Raw genomic sequence first — 20,040 nt, 5'->3', positions numbered from 1 at the left:
GGTGAACCCCAAGGGATCGTCCGCCTCGGCTCCGGCCAGCCTGTTCCAGCGGCTGGAACCGGACCGGCCTCCGCGGCGCCTGTACAACCGCCAGGCGCAGGCCGCCGAACGGATCCTGGCGATCAAGCACAACCTCGAGCACTTGCTCAATGCCCGTCGGGGTGGCTCGCAGAGCTGCCCCGAGCTGGGTTTGCCCGACATGAACGATGCGGGCAACGGCCAGTTGGAGCTGAGGAACCGGATCTGCCAGGACATCAGCGAAATGATCGCCCGCTACGAGCCGCGGGTCCGGGTCCTGGAGGTGCGCCCGCTGGCCGCTGCCGAACAGCCGCAGGGCCTGTGCTTTCGCCTGCATTGCCAGATCCCGCTGGTGGAGGCGGCCGAGCAGGTAGAGATCGACCTGCTGGTTCATCAGCGGCAACAACGAATCCAGGTGTTGTGAAGACCACGGTCAGGGAGGCTGCTGGATGTCATTGAAGAGCAAGTTTCGCGACGAGCTGGATTATCTGCGCCGGCTCGGGCGCGTGTTTTCGCGCAACAACCCGCAACTGGCCAGGTTCCTCGGGGAGGAGGCCAGCGATCCGGATGTCGAGCGGCTGCTGGAGGGCTTCGCCTTCCTGACGGCCAGGCTGCGGCTGAAGATCGAGGATGACTTTCCCGAGCTGACTCATTCGTTGCTGCAGCTGTTGTGGCCGAATTATCTGCGGCCGTTGCCGAGTGCCACCATCCTGCAGTTTGCGCCGGTGGACCGGTCGGTCACCGTGCGCCAGCGTATCGCCAGGGGCACCCGCGTTGGCGCTCTTGAGGTCGACGGCGTAGCGTGCCAGTTCCGCACCTGTTCCCACGTCGATGTCTATCCGCTGCAGATCAGCGAGATCAGCGACGTACATTCCCTGGAAAAATCGACGGTGCGGGTGGACCTCGCCACCCTGAGCGAGAACCCGCCCACTACCTATGATTGCGACCGCCTGGATTTCTACCTGAGCGGCAGCGACTACTGCGCCAGGACCTTGTACCTGTGGCTGTCCTGCTACCTGGACCAGGTGCGCATGGAGTGCGATGGCCTGGTCAGGCACATTCCTGCCAGCCAGATCGTGTTTCCCGGATTCAGCCCGGACGAGGCCTTGCTGCCTTACCCGCAGAACGCCCTGGATGGCTACCGCATCCTGCAGGAATACTTTCTCTTTCCCCGGCGCTACTTCTTCTTCGGGCTCACCGGGCTGCGTGCCTTGTGGCCTGCCAGCAGCACGCAGCGCATTCGCCTGGAGTTTCGCTTCACCCGGCCCATGCCCGCCGACATCCGCATACAAACCGGGGACATGGCCTTGTACTGCGCGCCCGCGGTCAATCTCTTCGAGCATGATGCCGAACCGGTCAGGCTGACCGGCAAGACCCTTGCTCATCGTGTGCGCCCGGCGGGCCAGCGTCCCGATGCCTACGAGATCTTCAGCATCGATCACGTCGACGGCTGGAAAAGCGAGGCTTCCGATCAACCGGGTGCCTGGCTGCGGACTTACCAGCCGTTCGAGTCGCTGCGCCACCAGATCGACTTCGAGCGGGGGCGAACCGTTCTCTACTACCGCACCCGCATCGCCCAATCGCTGCTGAACCCCGGTATCGAGCACCGGGTTTCATTTGTGCGCAGCGATGAGAAGCACTACATCGGGCGGGAGGAAACCGTCTCCTTCTCGCTGACCTGCAGCAACCGCGACCTGCCGCAGGCATTGGCAGCAGGCGACATCTGCGTACGCACCGGGGATATCCCGACCTTCGTCGAGTGCCGCAACCTGACCGTGCCGACCCCCTCGTATCGGCCCGTGCTGGAGGGCGACCTGCTGTGGACGCTGATCTCCAACCTGTCACCCACCTACCTGTCGCTGCTCTCGGCCGAGCCCTTGAAGGCCGTTATCCGCGCGTACGACTTCGCTGCCCACCATGACCTGCAGCGCTCCCGCGCCACGCAGATGCGCCTGGGCGCCCTGCAGGACGTGCAGACCGCGCCCATCGACCGGATGTTCAAGGCGCTGCCCATCCGTGGCTTGCGCACCCTGATCAAGCTCGACCAGGACGGATTCTCCTGCGAGGGCGACCTGTACCTCTTCGGCACGGTGTTGAGCCACTTCCTTTCCGTCTACGCCAGCATTTCCTCCTTCCATGTACTGGAAGCCATCAACCTCAAGAATCAGGAGCATTACGCATGGCCGATACGCAGCGGCACGCAGCCCCTGATCTGAGCGGGCGCCTGCTCGATGCCGCCAGGGAGTACGACTTCTTCTGCCTGGTCGAGCGCCTGCATGGACTGCATGACGACGACCTGGAATCTGCCGATGCCTATGCGGCGGAGCGCCAGCGCATTTGCCTGAGCAACTTCGCCGGTGTCGGGTTTCCCGCTTCGGACGTTGCCCTGGCCCGGCGTCTCGAAGGTGCCCTGCCGCACCAGTACCTCGTGCAGGCGACCTTCCTCGGCATGCACGGTCCCGACTCACCACTGCCGTCGTACTACCTCGAACGCCTGGCCTACGAGGCGGGGCAGGGCGAAGGCATCCGTCCGGCGTTCTTCGACTTCTTCAACCACCGCTTGCTCACCCTGTTGCACCAGGCCTGGCGCAAGTACCGGCATTACATCCGCTTCCGTCCGGGGGCGAGCGATCGGCTTTCGCAACGCCTGTTCGCCCTGGTCGGGCTCAAGGACCAGGCCATTCGCGGCGCCACCCCGATTGCCTGGAGCCGCCTGCTCAGTTTCGCCGGTGCCGTGGTGCACCGCAGCCGGTCGCCGGACATGGTCGCCGGGCTTGTCGCCCACTGCTTCGATCTGCAGGCGGTCAGCCTCCGCGATTTCGAACTGCGCAACACCGATATCGAAGCGCCCGCCCGAACCCGGCTTGGGCGGCGCAATGGCTGCCTGGGCGACAGCTTTCGCGTCGGCGCCAGCGTCCGCACGCGGCACTGCAAGTTCACTCTGGTCATTTCCGACCTGTCGCAGGCGCGCTTTCGCGAGTTCCTGCCCAGGGGCGAGAACTTCGAACGGCTGCGCATGCTGATCGCCTACCTGCTGCGCGACCAGACCCCTTGCGACCTCGAGTTGCGGCTGCGGGCCAACGAAGTTCCCGCCTTCAATCTCGGGCGCGACAGCGGTTGCCAGCTGGGCTGGACCAGCTTCCTCGAACAGCCGCAACGGCGCACGCCTCCTCCCGTTCGACTCACGGTACGCACATGACTCTGGATAACGCCAATCGACACCTGTTGCTGGTAGTGGACAACCCCCAGGAGCTCCAGCAGGGCAGCACGCCCCGGCATTTGTTCGACGCCAAGGGCGGCAGCATCGGATCGCAGCATGCCAAATGGACGCTCTCCGACCGCCTCGGCAGGGTCGAACCCCGGCACTGCGAGGTCCGCTATCAGGACGGTGGGTTTCTGATCATCGACTGCTGTGGCGAGACCCGTGTCAACGACCAGACCCAAGCGCTTGGCACTGGCGCCTACGGCCAATTGAGCGACGGCGACAAGCTGCATATCGGCTTGTACCGGATCTCCGTGCACCTGGGGCAGGACCTGGGCGAGACGGACGATCCCGACAGCCAGGGTGCCGGCCTTGGCCAGGTGTCCGGCGACTTCATGACCGCGCTTCCGGAGGCCGCGCCGCAGGCGTCCGATGGCGAACCGCATCAGCCACCGGGCCAGGCCGGGTTCCAGGCACTCGGCGCGCGCCCTGGACCTGGCGGCCTGCTCGATCCCCTCGAAGCGCTCGACGCTGCCAGCGGCGGCGCGGCGGACAGCCTCGATTCCCATCACTACGGGCATACGCCGATGGCCGCCCAGGCCGACGTCGCTACGACCCGGTCCGAAGCCGTCTACGGCATCCCCAAGCACGCCCCAGGAGAGACTTTCATGTCGGAGCAGGACAGCCACCACCCCGCCGCCCAGGACTGGATTCAACGTCAGTTCTCCGGCCAGACACAGCCCGCAGGCCTGGTCGAACCCTTGGTGGACGGTATCGGCGCAAGCGTCGGAACGGTCGACGAGCTCGACGCCTATGCCCTGCTCAACGAGGCGGGGCGTACCCTCGGTGCGCTGATTCGCGGCCTTGCTGCGCTGAATGCCCCGGCAACCGATGACCGGCAGCGCATTTCCCTGGCCGGGCGCACGCTGCAGCCCATCGAGGACAACCCGCTGCGCCTCGGGCAGAGCTACCCGGACACCGTGCGGGCACTGTTCGCTGCCGAGCGCAGCGTTGTCCACCTGTCACCCTCGGCAGCGGTGGAAGAGTCGCTGGAGCAGCTCCGCCGTCAGCAAATTGCCATGCACCAGGCCATCAGCGCAGGGCTGGCCGCGTTGCTCCAGGCGTTCTCCCCCGAACAGCTGGAGCAGCGCTTCCAGCGCTATCGCCCGGCGCGGGGCGGGCAGGCGGCGACGGCTGACTGGGCCTGGCACATGTACGGCCACTATTACGAGGAATTGAAGTCCGGCCGGCAGCAAGGTTTCGACAAGCTGTTCTGGGAAGTCTTCGAGCAAGCCTTCGACCAGGCTTTGCGCGCGGAGGCATGATGAGACCGGCCATTGCGCTCCTGCTGGTCGCTGGCACGCTTGGCGGTTGCAGCACCGTGGGCAACGTGCTGACCAAGAGCGGCCAGGTGCTGATGAATCCTTCCATCCAGGTCGGGGCCGCCCATGAGCAGCTTTCGCAGGTTGCCTTGAGCCTGTACGCCAGCCCGGACGTCAATCCCAACCCGCTCAGCCTGGCGTCGCCTGCCGCTGACGAAGACATGCTTGCAGCGCCACTGGACATGCAGGAGCGAGGGCCGTTCGCGGTCAATCTGCGCAGCGCCAGCAAGGACGAACTGATCGGGCACCTGCGGGCCTTGACGGAGCATTTCGAGAACCAACGAAACAACGTCGCCGGGGCACTTGCCGTCCGCCAGCGCCTGGCCATTCCGGGCCTGGTCGTCGATGAGCACGCCCCTGCGATGACCCTCGGCAAGTCACAGCCCGAGACGCTGCTCACCGACAGCAGCGCATCACGCTGGCCACAGCCCTCGAACTGGTTGTTGCGCCAGGGACTAGCGGCGCCTTCCAGTGAAGAGCAAGCCCGGGGCGACCTGGATCTTGGCCAGTACGGCCAGGGCCCGGCCCTGGCACAGGCCGTCGAGGCGCGGGGCATGCCGGTCAACGCGACACCCGTCGGCTTTCGCGTCCTGCAGTTGAAGGACGACTCCATGCTCGAGAACGCCGACCCCGAGCAGCTTCGCACCGCGCCTGAAAAGGCCCTGGGCAGCACGCTGCTGGCCTCCGACGACTACATCCTCGTGCCCGGCCAGTTCAAGTTCATCGAGTTCGCCGAGGTCGACGAGGACACCCGCTACGTCGCCGTGGTTGCCGACTTCCACGACCCCAATGCCGAACGCTGGCATGACGTGTTCCGCATCGAATCGCGGGGCCGCAAGTACCCGCTCATGGTGATGCTGCAGGGCAGCCGCGTCGCGATCACCGATGAAAGCTACCGACCCGCGCCTGCCCCTGCCGGCGTCCGCAACCCTGCGAGATCCTACCGATGACCACCCGTAATCCCGTCGTCTGGGGCGAAGGCCTCTTCGTCAAGCCCCAGCACTTCCAGCAGGCCAACCGCTACCTGGAGCACTGCATCAACGCCCGCAGCGGCAGCCGCTACGGGTTTGGCTTCAGCGAGCTGGAGCTGAACCAGGAGTTCCTCGCCTTCGGCAAGATCGCCATCGTTCGTGCCCGCGGCATCATGCCGGACGGCACGCCGTTCGATATTCCCCATGACCAGCCGCCACCGGCTCCGCTGGCCATTCCCGATGCCAGCGCGGCCAACCAGACCGTCTACCTCACCCTGCCGCTACGCTCGGACGGCAGCGGGCAGGTGCGCTGGCCGGACAGCCAGGATGATGCCCGCTATCTGCTGCGTTCGGAGGAGGTCCGCGATACCCACAGCTACCAGGGTGACCACACGCCGTTGGACCTGGCCGTGCCGAACCTGCAACTGGCCCTGGAGCGCGCCGACCGCAGCGCCTTCACCAGCCTGGCACTGGGATGCATCCTCGACCTGCAGCCGGATGGCAGGCTGCTCATGGATACCGGCTTCTACATCACCGGCCTGTACCTCCACGCCATTCGCCCGCTGGCGCACTTCATGGAGGAAATTTCCTCGCTGATGCATGAGCGGGCCAAGAGCATCGCCCAGCGCATCGGTTCGCCAGGGCAGTCGGGGGTCGCCGACTTCACCGACTTCAGTCTGCTGCAGGCGCTCAACCGCTGGCAGCACCAGTTCCGCCACCTGGCCCGGGATCCGGATGTGCGGCCGCTGGATGCCTACCTGGCCTGTGGCCAGGCGAGTGGCGAGCTGGCCACCTGCATCGATGAATCGCGCCTCGCGCCGGAGTTCCCCGCGTACCAGCACGACAGCCCGAAAAACACCTTCCTCATGCTGGAGCAGACCCTGCGCCGGCTGCTTGGCACCGTGCTGCAACTGCGCGCCGTGTCTCTCCCGCTGGTGCGGCAGCCGCACGGCATGCTCACCGCGCAGGTCACCGACGACAGCCTGATGGGCGATGCCGACTTCATCCTCGCCGTGAATGCCCGCATGCCGCTGGAAAGGATGCGTCACCTGTTCCTGCAGCAGGCCAAGGTGGCCTCCCAGGAAAAACTGCCCGAGCTGATCCGCCTGCAACTGCCGGGCATCCCCCTCAGCCCGCTACCCGTGGCACCGCGGCACCTGCCGTTCCATGCCGGCTTCACCTACTTCCAGCTCGATCGCACCGCGGCCAACTGGCCAACCTTGATGCCCAAGGGCGCGAAGAGCTTCGGCTTCCATATCAGCGGCGACTTCCCGGAGTTGCAGTTGCAGTTCTGGGCTATCAGGAGTCAGTGAGATGAGTACCTCTATCAGCGAGCAGCAGCAACAGGATCACCTGTCGACGGGCAAGATCGACGACGACCCCGACCTGCAATTCCAGCTGCGCGGCCACAGCCTCAACCCCTTGATAGATGTAGCCCAGCCGCTGCTCGGCTTGGTCATGCACGTGCGCCAGCTTGATGGCGTTGCCGATGTAAATCAGTTCTATATCAGGGTTCGCGACCACATCACCACGCTCTGCGAAGAAGTGCGTCAGCAGGGCTATGACCCCGTCACGCAGCTGGCTTACCGCTATGCCTTGTGCACCTTTGTCGACGAGGCGGTGCTGGCCAGGCCGTGGTCGAGCGCCACGAACTGGTCTCAACGTTCCCTGCTCAGCTACCACCACAACGAAACCTGGGGTGGCGAGAAGTTCTTCACCGTCCTTGCGCGCATGCAGATGGACCCGGAGCGCTACCGCGACGTGCTGGAGTTCAAGTACCTGTGCCTGTGCCTGGGCTTCCAGGGCAAGTACGGCGCGCAGCACAACAACCGGGAAACCCTCAACGGAATCATCGGCAAGTTGCATCGGGTGCTGCGCGCGCAGCGCGGCGACACGCCCGAGCGCCTGGCCGGAGGGCCGGAGCACGTGGCATCGCGGCGCTATCGACTGGCCCGGCAATGGCCGCTGTGGACGCCCTGGGCCATTGCCGGTGTGGTCCTGCTCGGCGCCTATCTGGGCTTCTCCATCAGCCTCGGCAACACCACGCAAGAGCTGCTCGAGTCCCTGGAGCTCATCCTCAAACCCTGAGCGGCTCACGAACCTGAAGCAGCGCTAGCTTCGAATCCATTGCCATCGGTGATGGCACCACGGGCCCACAAGGCCTCAACCCAATGAAACAAGGAAGCCAAGCATGTCAACGCCTGCATTTATCTGCATCAAGGCCAAAACCCAAGGCCATATCACCAAGGATGCATTCACGCCCGACTCGGTAGGCAACATCTACCAGGAGGGGCACGAGGACCAGATTCTGGTTCAGGAAATCGAGCATGAGATCAACACGCCGACAGATCCGCAGAGTGGCCAGCCTGTGGGCAAGCGCGTACACGGGCCGTTTACCTTCACCTCGACGCTGAACAAGGCCACGCCTCTGCTGTATCAGGCCCTGTCCGATGGGGAGACGCTCACGGAGGTGGAGGTGAAGTGGTATCGCCCTTCCGTCGACGGTCTTCAGGAGCACTTTTTCACGACCCGGCTCGAAGACGCGACCATCGTCAATATCAATACCGTGTTGCCACATGCCCAGGACGAGGACAGCGCCAAGCACAGCCAGTTGATCAAGGTCGCCATGGCCTACCGCAAGATCTCCTGGATCCATGACATCGCCCGTACCGAAGGGTCGGACGATTGGCGTGCTCCCAAGGAGTCCTGATCTCCAGCTACCTCGACGACCGGCGCCGCAGTGCGCCGGTCTCTCCCTCGTCCATGGATCATTGGCCCGCTCACCGGGCTGACAAGGATTTCCCATGCCTGTCCAATCCGATCTGAGCTTCACCTTCACTGCCTCAGCCGGTAAATTCGAGGTCGTCGAATTCCACCTCAGCGAAGGCCTCTCCGAAACCTTTCGCCTCGAAGTCGACCTGAGCAGCCGCGATCCCTCCCTCGACTTTGGCAAGATTCTCGACCGTCCTGCGCTGTTCACCATCTGGCAGGGTGGCCAGCCGGTGCGCTACGTCCACGGTTCGGTCAGCGGCTTCCAGCAGGGTGAAACCGGCTTTCGCCACACCCGCTACCGTGCCGTCGTAGAACCGCGCCTGGCCCGCCTGCAACTGTGTTCGGACTGGCGCATCTTCCAGACCCTCAGCGTGCCCGACATCGCCAACGTGATGCTGAAAAAGCACGCCCTCACCCTCGACTACGAACTGCGCGCCGCCAAGCCCCACACTGTCCGCGAATACTGTGTGCAGGCCGGCGACACCGACTACCACTTCGTCGAGCGCATCATGCGCGAAGAGGGGTTTTTCTACGGCTTCCTGCACAGCGAGGAAGGCCACCGCCTGATCCACTGCGACTACCTGTGGATCTTCGGCAAGCAGCCCGGAGGGCCGGTGGAATACAACCCCAAGCCCGGCGCCGACCGCCCGGGCCCGGCGCTGCACCGCTTCACCTATACCGAAAACGTGCGCAGCGCCCGCCAGGTCCAGCGCGACTACAGCTTCAAGAACCCGAAGTACCCCGAGGAGAGCAAGTACAAGGCCACCGACCTCGAGCACCAGGCGGACAGTTACGAGCGCTACGACTACCCCGGTCGCTACCGCGGAGAAAAGAACGGCGAGGCCTTCAGCCGCAGCCGCCTGCTCGGCCTGCGCGGTGACGCCTGCCAGGTCATTGCCGAGGGCGACGATGCCCGGCTGGTCCCCGGCCTGTTCTTCGACATGGTGGGTCACCCCCGCGAGGACATGAACCGCGGCTGGCGCCCGGTACACCTGGAGCACCACGGCAAGCAGTACGTCAGCCAGGAAGAAGACAGCGCCGATGCTGACCGCGGCACCCACTACAACTGCATCGCCACCCTGGTCCCGCACGACGCCGAATGGCGCCCCGAGCCACTGCCCAAACCGCGCATCGACGGCCCGCAGATGGCCACGGTGGTGGGGCCGCCGGGCGAGGAAATCTACTGCGATGAATACGGTCGGGTGAAGGTGCATTTCCCTTGGGACCGTAACTCCAAAGAAGACGAACACAGCTCCTGCTGGATCCAGGTTTCACAGGGCATCGCCGGGGCGCTGTGGGGGCATATGGCGATCCCGCGCATCGGCCAGGGCGTAATCGTCAGCCACCAAAACGGCGATTGTGACCAACCAGTGATTACTGGCCGCTGCGTCACGGCGCTTCAGCGCCCGCCCTACGAACTGCCGGCAAACAAGACCCGTATGGTCTTCAAGAGCCAGACCCACAAAGGCAACGGCTTCAACGAGCTGAGCTTCGAGGACGAGGCGGGGCAGGAAGAAGTCTTCATCCACGCCCAGAGGAACCAGAGGAACGAGGTCAGGAACGACGAAACCACCCACGTCGGGAATGACCGCAGCGAGCAGGTGGACAACGACGAGAGCCTCACCGTCGGCCACGACCGCAAGAACACCGTGGGCAACGACGAGCAGGTGCTGATCGGGCAGCACCGACGCCATGAGATAGGCAAGAACGATGACCTGATCATTGGTGGCAACCACAGCATCACCACGACCGGGGATCGGACCGAAGACGTTCGCAACAACCGCCAGGACAAGACTGCCGCCAACCACGAGGTGGAGATAGGCGGACACCTGCAGCAACGGGTGCAGGGCGCAGTCAGTCTGGAGGCGGGCCAGCGCATTACGCAGTACACCAAGGTGTTCGAAATCCATTCCTCCGAAGCCCTGGTCCTCAAGGGCCCCGGCGGCACGCTGCGCATCGATGCGGCGGGCATCACCCTGGATGGCACTGCGATCACGCTGATTGGCCCGATGACCAAGTCAAGCGGAGGCTCCGGCAATAGCCTGGTGCTGGTGAGCGAAATCGCGCAGGGAGAAAAGCTGAAATGCAAGGAACCCCGGCCATGAACAAAGATCCCGTCATCAACTTTCCACGGAAATACCGTACCGAAAACGACTACTTCTATCTGCTGGTGGACGGCCAGGCCGAATGTGCGCTGGACCATCCTCTCAGCGTGCCGTCCCTGATCCGGTCATTTGGCGAGGCTGCCGTCACTCGCGTGCTGCGGCCGGATCTTTCCCATGAGCACGATCAGTGCCCCGCGTTGATCCAGCTGGCGAAGCCGGGTGAGGACGTGCCGAAGGAATATCTCGACCTCAGCGCCGACTACGCCGCCTGGGACCTGCGATACGACGAACGCTACATTTGCGGTTGGCTGACCAGTCAGGAGCCGCTGGAGGTCGTCGCGGCCCATATTGCTGCCCGCTGCTACACCACCGCCGACGAGGCCGGTGATCCCTCGCCCTGGTTCGAACCGCTGAGGCTGGAATTGCTGTTGTGCGCGATGCAGCAGGAGGCGGGCTGTTTGTTGCGCCCGATCCAGCACTGGCTTTTGCCGGTCAGCTGGGGTGGCTACACCATGGCGCGCAGCCCCGACTATGTCTGTGACCCGGACCTATCCGAGCTGGCAAGACAAACCCAGCAACTGGCACCTGAGGTGAATGCGTTCCTGGGCGTCTGGCGGCATGCCCTGACATTCCAGGACGGCTTTGCCCCCTGGCGCTGGCAAGGTCCCGGCATCCTGCCGGGGACCGCCGCCGTGCATGGCTTCCGCCTGATTCGCGATGCCCGCCGACTCGGCCTGCACAACAGCAGCGACCGCCTCTCCCTGAGCCTGCACCGGGTCTTCATGCATCCCCATCTGCCACAGCACCCGGATATCCAGCAAGCCATCACCCAGGCCCGGGCGGGCAGCCTCGATCTGCACAGCCATTTCGCCACATACAGCGATGCGACCTGGAAACGGATCGTCTACGCCCTGCCTCTTGCAAAGGACTATTCATGAGCACAAACCTTCATTCGGCTATCTGCGAGGCCAGACCCGTTCCCCTGCGCACCTGCCGCGCCTGCGAGCGCGTTGGCCTGCCGATCCTGCCCCTGCGCGCCGCCTACGCCCCGGAGCCTTGGCACACCCAGGCGCTGCCCCTGACCCAAGGCTCCGACGCCAAGGCCGTTCCCTTGCGGGCCAACCAGCCGCGCATCCTGCGTCGTGGTTTCCTCTACGTCCTGCTCGACAAGAAGGAATGGCAGGCCTACCAGATCACGCCCGAGGGGGCACTGCGCCAGGTGCCCCCGTATCAGACTTCTCGTGAGGAACCGTTGCCGCTGGCCATGGCCTGCGTCAAGCAGAACCACGACATCCCTGCGTCCTTCATCAACTTCGACACGAAGAAGTACACCACCGCCTGGCTGGCTATCGCCAACGATCCTTGGCCGAAGCAGGTGCTCGATCGCTACCGGCACGGCGGTATGGTCGACGGCATCAGTCTGGAGGAGCGCTTCTACAAGCTCGACCTCAAGACCGCCCGCGAAGACCCCGCCAGCATCGGTTTCGCGATGACGGAACATGAACTGCAGATGGAGAAGGTCCTGGAGTACGCCCAGCCCATGGCCGGCGACTTCTACAGCGTGCATGGCTTCTACGGGCGCAATCACCGCCTGAACGCCCTGAGGAACCATGTGCGCACGGTGATCCAGCGCGAGAAGCTGGCCAATGGGGTGCTGGCCCTGGTGCTGCCTGACCCGATCGGGATGGTGCAGGAGTGTAATGCCCAGCGCATGGTGCGCTACCAGCAGATGCTGGAATGGCGTGCGGAGCCGCAGCGGAGTTTCGAGCATTTGACGTCGCAGGCGTTGTTGGGGATTCGCGGGTTCCAGGCGGAGAGGGCGAAAAAGCTCGCCGCCGCAGAGGCCAGTGCGCGGGATGAGCACGCCCGCTACCGCAACGAAGTCAATATCGCCGGCAAGTCAGTCCTGCCGAGAGTCGATGTCGAAGCGGAAACCGAACGCTTGATCCCGGGCATGCAAGAAGATGCTGCCGAACGCCTTGGCGACCGCTACGACGAAAAGGCCCGTGCGGACTTCCAGCGCAACTTCGACAAAAACCTCGCCGCCTGGCAACGGCTCATCGATGAAGCAGGTGAGCTGTACGTCAGTCACTTCGAGAGCCCGGCGTTCCAGCTGGCCACCCGCCTCGACTACCACGAAAAAAATGACGAATCCGTCATGGCGTTCATCTGCCTGATCGGGCACTGCCTTGCCGGTGGGCCGACCGGGTTGATCGACGAGGAAAAGCTGGAGGCCACCCAGCAACTCTGGAAGCGACAACTGGAGGACCAGGGCAGCCTTCTTCATCAGGCGCTGCATGCCAAGGACCCGGACATCATTGAGCAGTTGCACACGGCATTGAGCGACGACGAGCGGACGCGGATCTATCACGGCATCAAGACCCTGATCACGACCGAGCGTGGCACCAAGTTCATGAAGGACTCCGTGAAAATGGCCGGCGGCCAGTTGCTCGGTGGCGCTGGCACGGCCAGCAACGTGCTCGGCAAGCATATTTCCGAACATACCCGGGCGTTGGTGGGCCATCTGCACCGGGAGGCCTGGCTGCGTTTTTCCGGCGTGGAGGTCACCCAGGTCACAGTTGCGCTCAAGGTGGGCGAATACCTCACGCTGCTCAACGAAACGCTCTACGAAGGGACCGAGCGTCACCTCGCCAAGCTCAACGAAAAATTCCGCAACCCGGCCGCAGGCAAGGTGCGGGCGATGCTGTTGAGCGGCCACTTCACTCCGGCGCTGGCAGATCTCGATGACAAGCTGATCTACGTGAAGCTCTGGACGATGGAGAGCGCCGAGGCACTGAGTGCACGCCTGGAGAAACTGCGGGACGGGGTTGGCGATGGCATCGATGACGCTCTGCGTCCGGTCAGCATCGATACCGGCGCACTCAAGGGCGGGATGCAGGATTTCGCCCGACAACTAAGTCTCAATGCGGACGTTGCCCGCCTATACGTGCGGGACACCATGAGCAGCATGCGCAATGCTGCCCTGAGGGGGGCCGAAGGCGCCTTCAACCTGGGGCTGGCCTTGGGGAGTTTGTGGTTCCTGCAGGATGCGTTGCGCAATACCTACAAGAACATGGTCGAGGCGTTTGGGGACGAACGGCCCGAAGCGGTGGCAGCGTTCATGTCGGCGTCGGTCGGGAATCTTGGGGTGGCGGTTGAGCTGGTGGGTGGGTCGATTCAGCTGTTTCGGCCTGAGTGGAAGATCAATGTTCACACGCGTACCGGGCTGGAGCCGGTCAAGTTGGGTGGGAGGATTCTGCAGTTTGGTAGTGCGATTGCGGCGGTGGCGACTGCGGTGGAGGGGTTGCAGTATTCGATGGCTGCTAGGCGCACACATGATGTTGGTGATCATGCCGCAAGGAACGAGTACATATGGGCCTCCACCGCTGCAGCAGTTTCAGCTGGGCTTGGAGTTGCGGGCTCTATCGGGACGACTAGTGTTTTGCTTGGTCCGCTCGCGGTTGCCGTATTTTTTGGATTTGTTGCATTTGGGCTGGCGGTAAGGGCTAAGGAGAAAGAGTCGCAACCTCTCGAGTTGTGGGCGAGACATTCACTCTGGGGATTACCGAGAAAGCACCGTCGCTGGACAAACTGGCAAGAAATGGACACGGCAATTGGAGCGTTGAATGCTGCGTTACTGGGTTTGGACGCAGACCTTGAAGTAACTTACGTCGTACACCGACCGACTCCCGAAGTACTGGCGCATGGTGGAACCATCGATTACAGGATTACTCTCCCCGGGTACTCCGCTGACAAGTCACGTTACGAGTGGGCTCTGAGGGCCTATCAGCCAGGCGACTCCTCGGGGGACATCATTGTTGGGGGACGTGATGATGGAGTGGATGAGCCTCTGCCCGCTCCGGCTTCAGGGCCAGTACCGGGCTCCGAACCTCGAACTTCAGCTCCGGTCATTCTTCACGATACTGAGTCAAAAACAGTCAAAATCAGGGGCTCGTTTGCTTACTGGGGAGCCCTTGATTTTCATGCCATGGAGCTTGAAGTTTCGTATTGGCCAGACAAAAGCGATGAGTCCGGCGTAGCTCGCCTGATCGTGATTGAAGACAAGATTCCTAAGCGAGCGAAGGGCTGATCCGTATGAAAAGACCTGAACTTGTTCCCCCTTGTTCTGGCTGGAAGGAGGACCTGCCGCACCCAGACGAGCCGCCGACTTTAGCTCCGACCCTCGGGTTCGAAACACCCAATCATCAAGACCATATTTTTCTGGAACTACCACGTACGTCGGCGCTGATCAGGGGGATGCTGATCTGGTTCGTGCCAGCTACAGCAGTTCTGCTTGTTATCTCCCTCTGGTTTCCGTTGTCAGACGAGCGAACTATGAAAATCGATGAGTGGTTCATCCTGTTCTTCATACTCCTCTCTGGCATTTGGTCAGTTCCAATTTTTTGGAAGTTCGATGTAGCTCCGCCGAGAGATCAGCCTTTGCGCTTCAACCGTGTGCGCAGCCGAATATACGCCTATAACTTCAACTACCGCTGGTGGAACCCCTTCGAACGCTGGCGGATAGAACCGGTAGCCTACGATTGGTCACAAGTACGCGCCGAGCGCTGGCTGAAACGCGGCGCAACCGCACAAGGTGGGCTTGTGATCAAGGGCGGCGTAGTGCTTTCCATCGTCAAGCCCGGTACCAACGAGGTCATTGACCGCTTTCCCCTTACCAGCATGGGCGCCGACGAGCATGCCTGGGCTTACATCTGCACCTACATGCAGCAAGGCCCCGATGCCTTGCCACCACCCGGCCCGCCGAAGGATCACAACGATGTGTCGTGGCTCAACCTCGCCCTGTTGCTGGCGCCAAAGGTGAAATGGCCCGCCGATATGGATCTGGAATCGAGGACTGCGCCATGAGTTGGGGGCCTATGAGCAGGCCAAAACTTGTTCCCCCCTGCCTAGGTTGGCAGGAAGACCTACCTCACTTTGACGAACAGCCGAGTTTATTCCCGGCCCTCGGTCTCGACACGCCTAACCATCAGGATGAAATTTTCCTGGAGTTACCTCGTGCGTCAGCGCGTGCAAGGGGCTTGTTGATCTTGTTAGTCGCGGTCGTAACATGCTACCTGATGGGGTTTGTAGCATCCGTCGCTTCAGATTGGCGGGTTTTGAAACTAGAAGAGTGGATGATAGTTATTTCAACTTTGCTTGTTTCGGGTTGGTCAATTCCGCTTTTCTGGAAGTTAGAGGTATTCCCCCCGCGGGATTTACCACTCCGCTTTAACCGTGTCCGGCAACGACTCTACGCCTACAACTTCACCTACCGCTGGTGGAACCCCTTCGAGCGCTGGCAAGTGACACCGGTAGCCTACGACTGGTCGCAAGTACGGGCCGAGCGCTGGCTACAGCGTGGTGCGACTACCCATGGAGTCATCATCAAGGGCGGCGTGGTGCTCTCCATCGTCAAGCCGGGCACCAACGAAGTCATCGACCGTTTCCCCCTCACCACCATGGGCGCCGACGGGCACGCCTGGGCCTACATCTGCACCTACATGCAGAAGGGCCCTGACGCGCTGCCTCCCCCCGGCCCGCCGAAGGACCACAACGATGTGCTGTGGTGCAACGTCGCCATGCTCCTTGCCCCAAAGGTTGAATGGCCTGCCGAAATGGATCTCGAATCGAGGACGGCGCCATGGGCATGAGTGCCAAGGACGCTGAAGGGAGTTGGAAATGAATAGGCCGAAGCTTGCTCCACCTTGTTCGGGTTGGCGGGAGGATTTACCCGGTCCTGACGAGTTGCCCACTCTTGCTCCGACTCTCGGGTTCGATACACCAAACCAGCAAAATGATGTCTTTTTAGAAATGCCCAGAGCTGCGGCGCTTGTCAGAGGAGTAGTTGTAATTTTTGTGCCGATATTAAGCATATTGCTAGCTGTTATTTCTTGGCTTTACTTAACGGCCGAAAGAACGTTGAAGGCAGAGGAGTGGTTTATATTTATATCAGCACTGCTTGTTGGTTTTTGGGGGGTACCAGTGCTCTGGAAGTTTGATGTATCCCCTCCCCGGGATTTACCACTCCGCTTTAACCGAGCCAGGCAACGACTCTACGCGTACAACTTCAACCACCGCTGGTGGAACCCCTTCGAGCGCTGGCAAGTGACACCGGTAGCCTACGACTGGTCGCAAGTACGGGCCGAGCGCTGGCTACAGCGTGGCGCGACTACTCACGGGGTCATCATCAAGGGCGGCGTGATGCTCTCCATCGTAAAGCCGGGCACCGACGAAGTCATAGACCGTTTCCCTCTTACCACCATGGGCGCTGACGGGCACGCCTGGGCCTACATCTGCACCTACATGCAGAAGGGCCCCGATGCTCTGCCGCCGCCTGGCCTCCCGAAGGATCACAACGATGTGCCGTGGTTCAACATCGCCCTGCTATTGGCGCCGAAGGTGAAGTGGCCTGCGGATATGGATCTGGAATCGAGGACGGCGCCATGAGCCACTTGGCAATCGAAGCCAAATCCCACCAACCAAAAGGAAGTCACTTATGAAACCAGTTGTCCTCGTAGGTCACCGCCACGATTGTCCGGTCCATGGTCCAGGCACCGTAACCAGTGGCTCTACCGAAGATGTCGTCAATGGCCGAGGCATTGCTCGGGTTGGTGACTCGATCAGTTGCGGTGCGGTTATCCGCACGGGATCCAGCGATACCTTCATCGACAGCCAGGCCGTCGCCCGTGTGGGCGACACCACCAGCCATGGCGGCACGCTGGTCGAAGGAGACCCTGACTGGCTGGTGGACTGAGCAGTTCTCAGCGCCTCACCACCATCCCCGCACAAGCACTCTTCCAAGCCTCATGCTGATACTTGTTCAACCCAGCCGGAGGCGTGAAGTCATGCTTCTTCCCCTGCGCCGTAATCGTCTGCGGCGACACCAGCTGCACCTCGCACCCCTGCAGCAACTGCAGCAGCCCTTCCAGCTTGAACGTCACCGGCCCACCGGCGAAGTCGCCTTTCTTGCTGCGCTTCTTGATCGCCACATGGGTGACGCCGTGTTCGCTGACAAACGCCTGAACCTTCGCCGCAAACTCGCGGACCTGCCCGGCATCCTCATCATCCTCGATGCCGATCTTCTTGATCGCCGTCGCCACATGCACCGGTTGCCCGGCGTCCAGGCTGGCCAGGGCCAGCAGGGCTTCGCTGCCCTTGAGTTCGATACCGCACGTAATCATCAAAGTCTCAGTCGGAAGTCGGCAGGCCGAGGGATTGCAGGTATTCGGAGCGGTCGTCGTTGCGCTGCGCGATGCAGGTGTTCTGCGCGGCATCGAAGGCCTTGCCCGCCGGGATGTCGTAGGTCTCGACCTTGCAGTCGGCGTCACGCAGCTGTTTCCACACCGCTTCGGCTTCGTTGAGGCGCTTGCTCAGTTCGGCGATTTTCGCAGCCTTGCCGGCGTATTGCTCCTTGATGCGGTCCTGCAGGTCGGCGAAGGCGGCGTCCAGCTCGCGCTCGGACGCGGTGCGGCTGTAACGGGCGCATTCGTAGTTCTGCTGGTCGGTTTCCACGTTGTCGCACGGGGTGCTTTCTTCTTCGGCGGCATGGGCACCAACCGCCAGGGTCGCCAGCATCAGCAAGACCATCGATTTCATCAAAGTCGTCTCCCAAGGAAACAGTGGACGGGGATATGGGCTGGGATTCTCGCTCTTTGCCAAGGCAAAGAACAGGGAGCATAGATGAAGGTTTTGACGGTTGTTATTGATAATGATTATCGACTGCCGGTAACATCGCCCGCCCATGCCTCCGGGCGACTTCATCGACAGGCAGCCGAATCGTGGCGGACGACAAGCTGGAGCTCTACCTCGCTCATCGCGCGGCGCTGCTGGATTATGCAGCGCCCATCGTCGGCTGCCGGGCGCGGGCCGAGGATGTGGTGCAGGAGGCCTGGCTGCGCTTCAGCCGCCAGGACGAGGGCGCGGCGATCCGCCATCCGGCCAGCTACCTGTACCGCATCGTGCGCAACCTGGCCCTCGACCTGACCCGCCGCCACGCCACGGAAAAGGCCCAGCCCGGGGGCGACGAGATGCTCGCCGAGCTGCCCTCCAGCAGCGCTTCGCCGGAGCGCGAGGTCAGTGGCCAGAACGAGTTGGCGGCGATCAGCCGGGCGCTTGAAGAACTGCCCGAACGCACGCGCCTGGCCTTCGAGATGCACCGGCTTGGCGGCTTTACCCTGCAGCAGGTGGCGAGCCACCTGGATATCTCCACCAGCCTGGTCCACCAACTGGTGCACGACGCCCTGCGTCATTGCCTGGAACGCCTGGAGCCGGACGATGACTGAGCGCCGTGACGATGAGCTGGAAAAATCGCTGTCTGCCGCGTCTTTTGCGGTAGACGGGACGCTTGTGCGACCCTTGCCGACCTTTTCTGCCTTTGGAGATATGCCGGACATGACGTCAGCGGACAGCGCCACCCGGCGCCGCGACCAGGCCCTGGACTGGTTCCTGCGCCTGCAGGCGGCCCCCGGCGATGCGCAACTGCGCGCCGGGATGGAGCAGTGGTGCGCCGCCGACGAGGCCAATGCCAAGGCCTATCGCAAGGCCGAGCGGGTCTGGCAACTGAGTGCGCAACTGGCGCCGAGCACCCAGGCGCAATGGCCGGTGGAGCCGGTGCTGGCGCCTGTGGTGAGCCTGCCGGTACGGCCGAAGCGGCGGCGGTATTGGGTCGGCGGGGCAATTGCTGCCTGCCTGATGATCGCCCTGGCGCCGTCTCTCAGCCTGCGCATGCAGGCGGACTACCGCACCGGCAGCGGCGAAACCCGCGACGTCACCCTGGCCGATGGCAGCCTGGTGCAGATGGACAGCGATACGGCGATCGCCGTGGAGTACGCCGGGGATCGCCGCGATGTGAAGCTGCTGCGCGGGCAGGCGTTCTTCAAGGTCACGCCGGACAAGAGCAAACCCTTCCACGTGCGGGCCGAGGCGCTGGAGGTCACGGTGACCGGGACGGCGTTCAACGTCGATGTCGGCGCCGGGCAGATGCGCGTGGCGGTGCAGGAAGGTTCGGTGAAGGTCGATGACTGGCGCGCGGCGAAGGCGCTGGCGGCGCGGTTGAAGCCTGGGGACCGGCTGGACTATCACGAGGGGCAGGCCCGGGTGGATACCTTCTCTCCGGAGCAGACCGCGGCCTGGCGCAAGGGCCAGGTGATCGCCGATGACATGCCGGTCAGCGAGGTGGTAGCCCAGTTGAGTCGCTACACGCCCGGGCTGGTGGTGCTGCGCAACGACGAACTGGGGCGCAAGCGGGTGACCGGCGTGTATGACCTGCGCAAGCCGCAGGCGGCGTTGCGGGCGGTGCTGCAGCCCCATGGCGGCAAGGTCGAGGCCTATGGGCCTTGGGTGATTGTGCTGCGCTGAAACTTCTTCATTCCCTCTTTCGGGCCTCATCGCTGGCAAGCCAGCTCCCACAGGTTTAGCGGTGCACGCGATCCCTGTGGGAGCTGGCTTGCCAGCGATGAGGCCATCAGCAACACCACAACAACTCCCTCCCAAAAAACTTTTTCAACTTTTTTCTGAAAATCCCCCGCGCTACCCCGTCTTTTGCTCCGCGCGCAGCAATGAGATCGATTCGTATTAATTTTTTCCGGGGA

19 protein-coding genes are annotated in these 20,040 nt (G+C 62.9%); 17 read left to right on the top strand and 2 right to left on the bottom strand.

Going from position 1 to position 20,040, the window contains the following annotated elements; genetic code table 11:
• Window position 1 precedes the first annotated feature (1 nt).
• The 15 genes from tssE (at window position 2) to PSEMO_RS05190 (ending at window position 17,204) form a co-directional block, all read left to right on the top strand.
• Entirely contained in the window at window positions 2–442 is a 441-nt protein-coding gene (gene tssE, locus PSEMO_RS05260; RefSeq protein ID WP_081430202.1) for a type VI secretion system baseplate subunit TssE, read from the top strand.
• 25 nt (window positions 443–467) lie between these two features.
• Window positions 468–2,234 (top strand): type VI secretion system baseplate subunit TssF, encoded by a 1,767-nt coding sequence (gene tssF / locus PSEMO_RS05255; RefSeq protein WP_075802083.1) that lies wholly within the window; start codon window positions 468–470, stop codon window positions 2,232–2,234.
• Window positions 2,198–3,217 carry a type VI secretion system baseplate subunit TssG gene (tssG, locus tag PSEMO_RS05250; protein WP_075802082.1) on the top strand — a complete coding sequence of 340 codons (1,020 nt, stop codon included), beginning with the start codon at window positions 2,198–2,200 and terminating at the stop codon, window positions 3,215–3,217. The genes tssF and tssG overlap by 37 nt, the downstream gene beginning before the upstream one ends.
• Window positions 3,214–4,545, top strand: coding sequence for a type VI secretion system-associated FHA domain protein TagH (gene tagH / locus PSEMO_RS05245; RefSeq protein ID WP_075802081.1), 1,332 nt, complete (start codon window positions 3,214–3,216; stop codon window positions 4,543–4,545). The genes tssG and tagH overlap by 4 nt, the downstream gene beginning before the upstream one ends.
• Window positions 4,545–5,552, top strand: a complete 1,008-nt coding sequence (tssJ, locus tag PSEMO_RS05240; protein ID WP_075802080.1) for a type VI secretion system lipoprotein TssJ — start codon at window positions 4,545–4,547, stop codon at window positions 5,550–5,552. The genes tagH and tssJ overlap by 1 nt, the downstream gene beginning before the upstream one ends.
• Complete coding sequence (gene tssK, locus PSEMO_RS05235) at window positions 5,549–6,886, top strand: type VI secretion system baseplate subunit TssK (RefSeq protein ID WP_075802079.1); 1,338 nt, start codon at window positions 5,549–5,551, stop codon at window positions 6,884–6,886. Before tssJ ends, tssK begins: the two co-directional genes overlap by 4 nt.
• Before the next feature lies 1 nt (window position 6,887).
• Window positions 6,888–7,661, top strand: coding sequence for a type IVB secretion system protein IcmH/DotU (icmH, locus tag PSEMO_RS05230; RefSeq protein WP_075802078.1), 774 nt, complete (start codon window positions 6,888–6,890; stop codon window positions 7,659–7,661).
• Window positions 7,662–7,764: 103 nt separating this feature from the next.
• Window positions 7,765–8,283 (top strand): Hcp family type VI secretion system effector, encoded by a 519-nt coding sequence (locus PSEMO_RS05225; protein ID WP_075802077.1) that lies wholly within the window; start codon window positions 7,765–7,767, stop codon window positions 8,281–8,283.
• 94 nt (window positions 8,284–8,377) lie between these two features.
• The gene (locus PSEMO_RS05220; RefSeq protein WP_075802076.1) at window positions 8,378–10,450 is read left to right on the top strand and encodes a type VI secretion system Vgr family protein; all 2,073 of its coding nucleotides are present in this window, start codon (window positions 8,378–8,380) and stop codon (window positions 10,448–10,450) included.
• Window positions 10,429–11,388: a hypothetical protein gene (locus PSEMO_RS05215; protein WP_256720992.1), complete on the top strand. Its 960-nt coding sequence runs from the start codon at window positions 10,429–10,431 to the stop codon at window positions 11,386–11,388. Before PSEMO_RS05220 ends, PSEMO_RS05215 begins: the two co-directional genes overlap by 22 nt.
• Window positions 11,385–14,540: a T6SS effector BTH_I2691 family protein gene (locus tag PSEMO_RS05210; RefSeq protein ID WP_075802074.1), complete on the top strand. Its 3,156-nt coding sequence runs from the start codon at window positions 11,385–11,387 to the stop codon at window positions 14,538–14,540. Before PSEMO_RS05215 ends, PSEMO_RS05210 begins: the two co-directional genes overlap by 4 nt.
• Window positions 14,541–14,545: 5 nt before the next feature.
• The gene (locus PSEMO_RS33745) at window positions 14,546–15,316 is read left to right on the top strand and encodes a DUF6708 domain-containing protein (RefSeq protein ID WP_256720990.1); all 771 of its coding nucleotides are present in this window, start codon (window positions 14,546–14,548) and stop codon (window positions 15,314–15,316) included.
• Window positions 15,274–16,101 (top strand): DUF6708 domain-containing protein, encoded by an 828-nt coding sequence (locus PSEMO_RS34165; RefSeq protein WP_372239098.1) that lies wholly within the window; start codon window positions 15,274–15,276, stop codon window positions 16,099–16,101. The genes PSEMO_RS33745 and PSEMO_RS34165 overlap by 43 nt, the downstream gene beginning before the upstream one ends.
• A gap of 28 nt (window positions 16,102–16,129) precedes the next feature.
• Complete coding sequence (locus PSEMO_RS33740) at window positions 16,130–16,897, top strand: DUF6708 domain-containing protein (RefSeq protein WP_256720989.1); 768 nt, start codon at window positions 16,130–16,132, stop codon at window positions 16,895–16,897.
• A gap of 49 nt (window positions 16,898–16,946) precedes the next feature.
• Complete coding sequence (locus tag PSEMO_RS05190; RefSeq protein ID WP_075802073.1) at window positions 16,947–17,204, top strand: PAAR domain-containing protein; 258 nt, start codon at window positions 16,947–16,949, stop codon at window positions 17,202–17,204.
• A 7-nt stretch (window positions 17,205–17,211) separates the two neighbouring features.
• On the opposite strand, the gene PSEMO_RS05185 is transcribed toward PSEMO_RS05190, so the two are convergent.
• Both PSEMO_RS05185 and PSEMO_RS05180 read right to left on the bottom strand, forming a co-directional pair.
• A complete protein-coding gene (locus PSEMO_RS05185) occupies window positions 17,212–17,631 on the bottom strand; it encodes a DUF3010 family protein (RefSeq protein WP_075802072.1) in 420 nt (139 codons plus the stop codon).
• 7 nt (window positions 17,632–17,638) lie between these two features.
• A complete protein-coding gene (locus PSEMO_RS05180) occupies window positions 17,639–18,046 on the bottom strand; it encodes a lysozyme inhibitor LprI family protein (protein WP_075802071.1) in 408 nt (135 codons plus the stop codon).
• A 182-nt stretch (window positions 18,047–18,228) separates the two neighbouring features.
• Here PSEMO_RS05180 and PSEMO_RS05175 point away from each other — a divergent pair, with 182 nt between their 5' ends.
• Entirely contained in the window at window positions 18,229–18,732 is a 504-nt protein-coding gene (locus PSEMO_RS05175; protein ID WP_075802070.1) for a sigma-70 family RNA polymerase sigma factor, read from the top strand.
• 109 nt (window positions 18,733–18,841) lie between these two features.
• Entirely contained in the window at window positions 18,842–19,807 is a 966-nt protein-coding gene (locus tag PSEMO_RS05170) for a FecR family protein (protein WP_075802069.1), read from the top strand.
• Window positions 19,808–20,040: the final 233 nt, after the last annotated feature.

The sequence above is a fragment of the Pseudomonas putida genome, from assembly GCF_001941965.1.
Taxonomy (GTDB): domain Bacteria; phylum Pseudomonadota; class Gammaproteobacteria; order Pseudomonadales; family Pseudomonadaceae; genus Aquipseudomonas; species Aquipseudomonas putida_L.
The sequence above is the reverse complement of the archived record's forward strand: the minus strand, read 5'-3'. Positions and strand labels throughout refer to the sequence as shown.

Bases quoted from the DNA above. Each gene is read 5' to 3' on its own strand.
- PSEMO_RS33745 (WP_256720990.1), top strand. From the start codon at position 14,546: ATGAAAAGACCTGAACTTGTTCCCCCTTGTTCTGGCTGGAAGGAGGAC.
- PSEMO_RS34165 (WP_372239098.1), top strand. From the start codon at position 15,274: ATGGCCCGCCGATATGGATCTGGAATCGAGGACTGCGCCATGAGTTGG.
- tssK (WP_075802079.1), top strand. From the start codon at position 5,549: ATGACCACCCGTAATCCCGTCGTCTGGGGCGAAGGCCTCTTCGTCAAG.
- PSEMO_RS05220 (WP_075802076.1), top strand. From the start codon at position 8,378: ATGCCTGTCCAATCCGATCTGAGCTTCACCTTCACTGCCTCAGCCGGT.
- PSEMO_RS05170 (WP_075802069.1), top strand. From the start codon at position 18,842: ATGACGTCAGCGGACAGCGCCACCCGGCGCCGCGACCAGGCCCTGGAC.
- PSEMO_RS05215 (WP_256720992.1), top strand. From the start codon at position 10,429: ATGCAAGGAACCCCGGCCATGAACAAAGATCCCGTCATCAACTTTCCA.
- PSEMO_RS05225 (WP_075802077.1), top strand. From the start codon at position 7,765: ATGTCAACGCCTGCATTTATCTGCATCAAGGCCAAAACCCAAGGCCAT.
- PSEMO_RS05185 (WP_075802072.1), bottom strand. From the start codon at position 17,631: ATGATTACGTGCGGTATCGAACTCAAGGGCAGCGAAGCCCTGCTGGCC.
- PSEMO_RS05210 (WP_075802074.1), top strand. From the start codon at position 11,385: ATGAGCACAAACCTTCATTCGGCTATCTGCGAGGCCAGACCCGTTCCC.
- icmH (WP_075802078.1), top strand. From the start codon at position 6,888: ATGAGTACCTCTATCAGCGAGCAGCAGCAACAGGATCACCTGTCGACG.
- PSEMO_RS33740 (WP_256720989.1), top strand. From the start codon at position 16,130: ATGAATAGGCCGAAGCTTGCTCCACCTTGTTCGGGTTGGCGGGAGGAT.
- tssJ (WP_075802080.1), top strand. From the start codon at position 4,545: ATGAGACCGGCCATTGCGCTCCTGCTGGTCGCTGGCACGCTTGGCGGT.
- PSEMO_RS05180 (WP_075802071.1), bottom strand. From the start codon at position 18,046: ATGAAATCGATGGTCTTGCTGATGCTGGCGACCCTGGCGGTTGGTGCC.
- PSEMO_RS05190 (WP_075802073.1), top strand. From the start codon at position 16,947: ATGAAACCAGTTGTCCTCGTAGGTCACCGCCACGATTGTCCGGTCCAT.
- tssF (WP_075802083.1), top strand. From the start codon at position 468: ATGTCATTGAAGAGCAAGTTTCGCGACGAGCTGGATTATCTGCGCCGG.
- tssG (WP_075802082.1), top strand. From the start codon at position 2,198: ATGGCCGATACGCAGCGGCACGCAGCCCCTGATCTGAGCGGGCGCCTG.
- tagH (WP_075802081.1), top strand. From the start codon at position 3,214: ATGACTCTGGATAACGCCAATCGACACCTGTTGCTGGTAGTGGACAAC.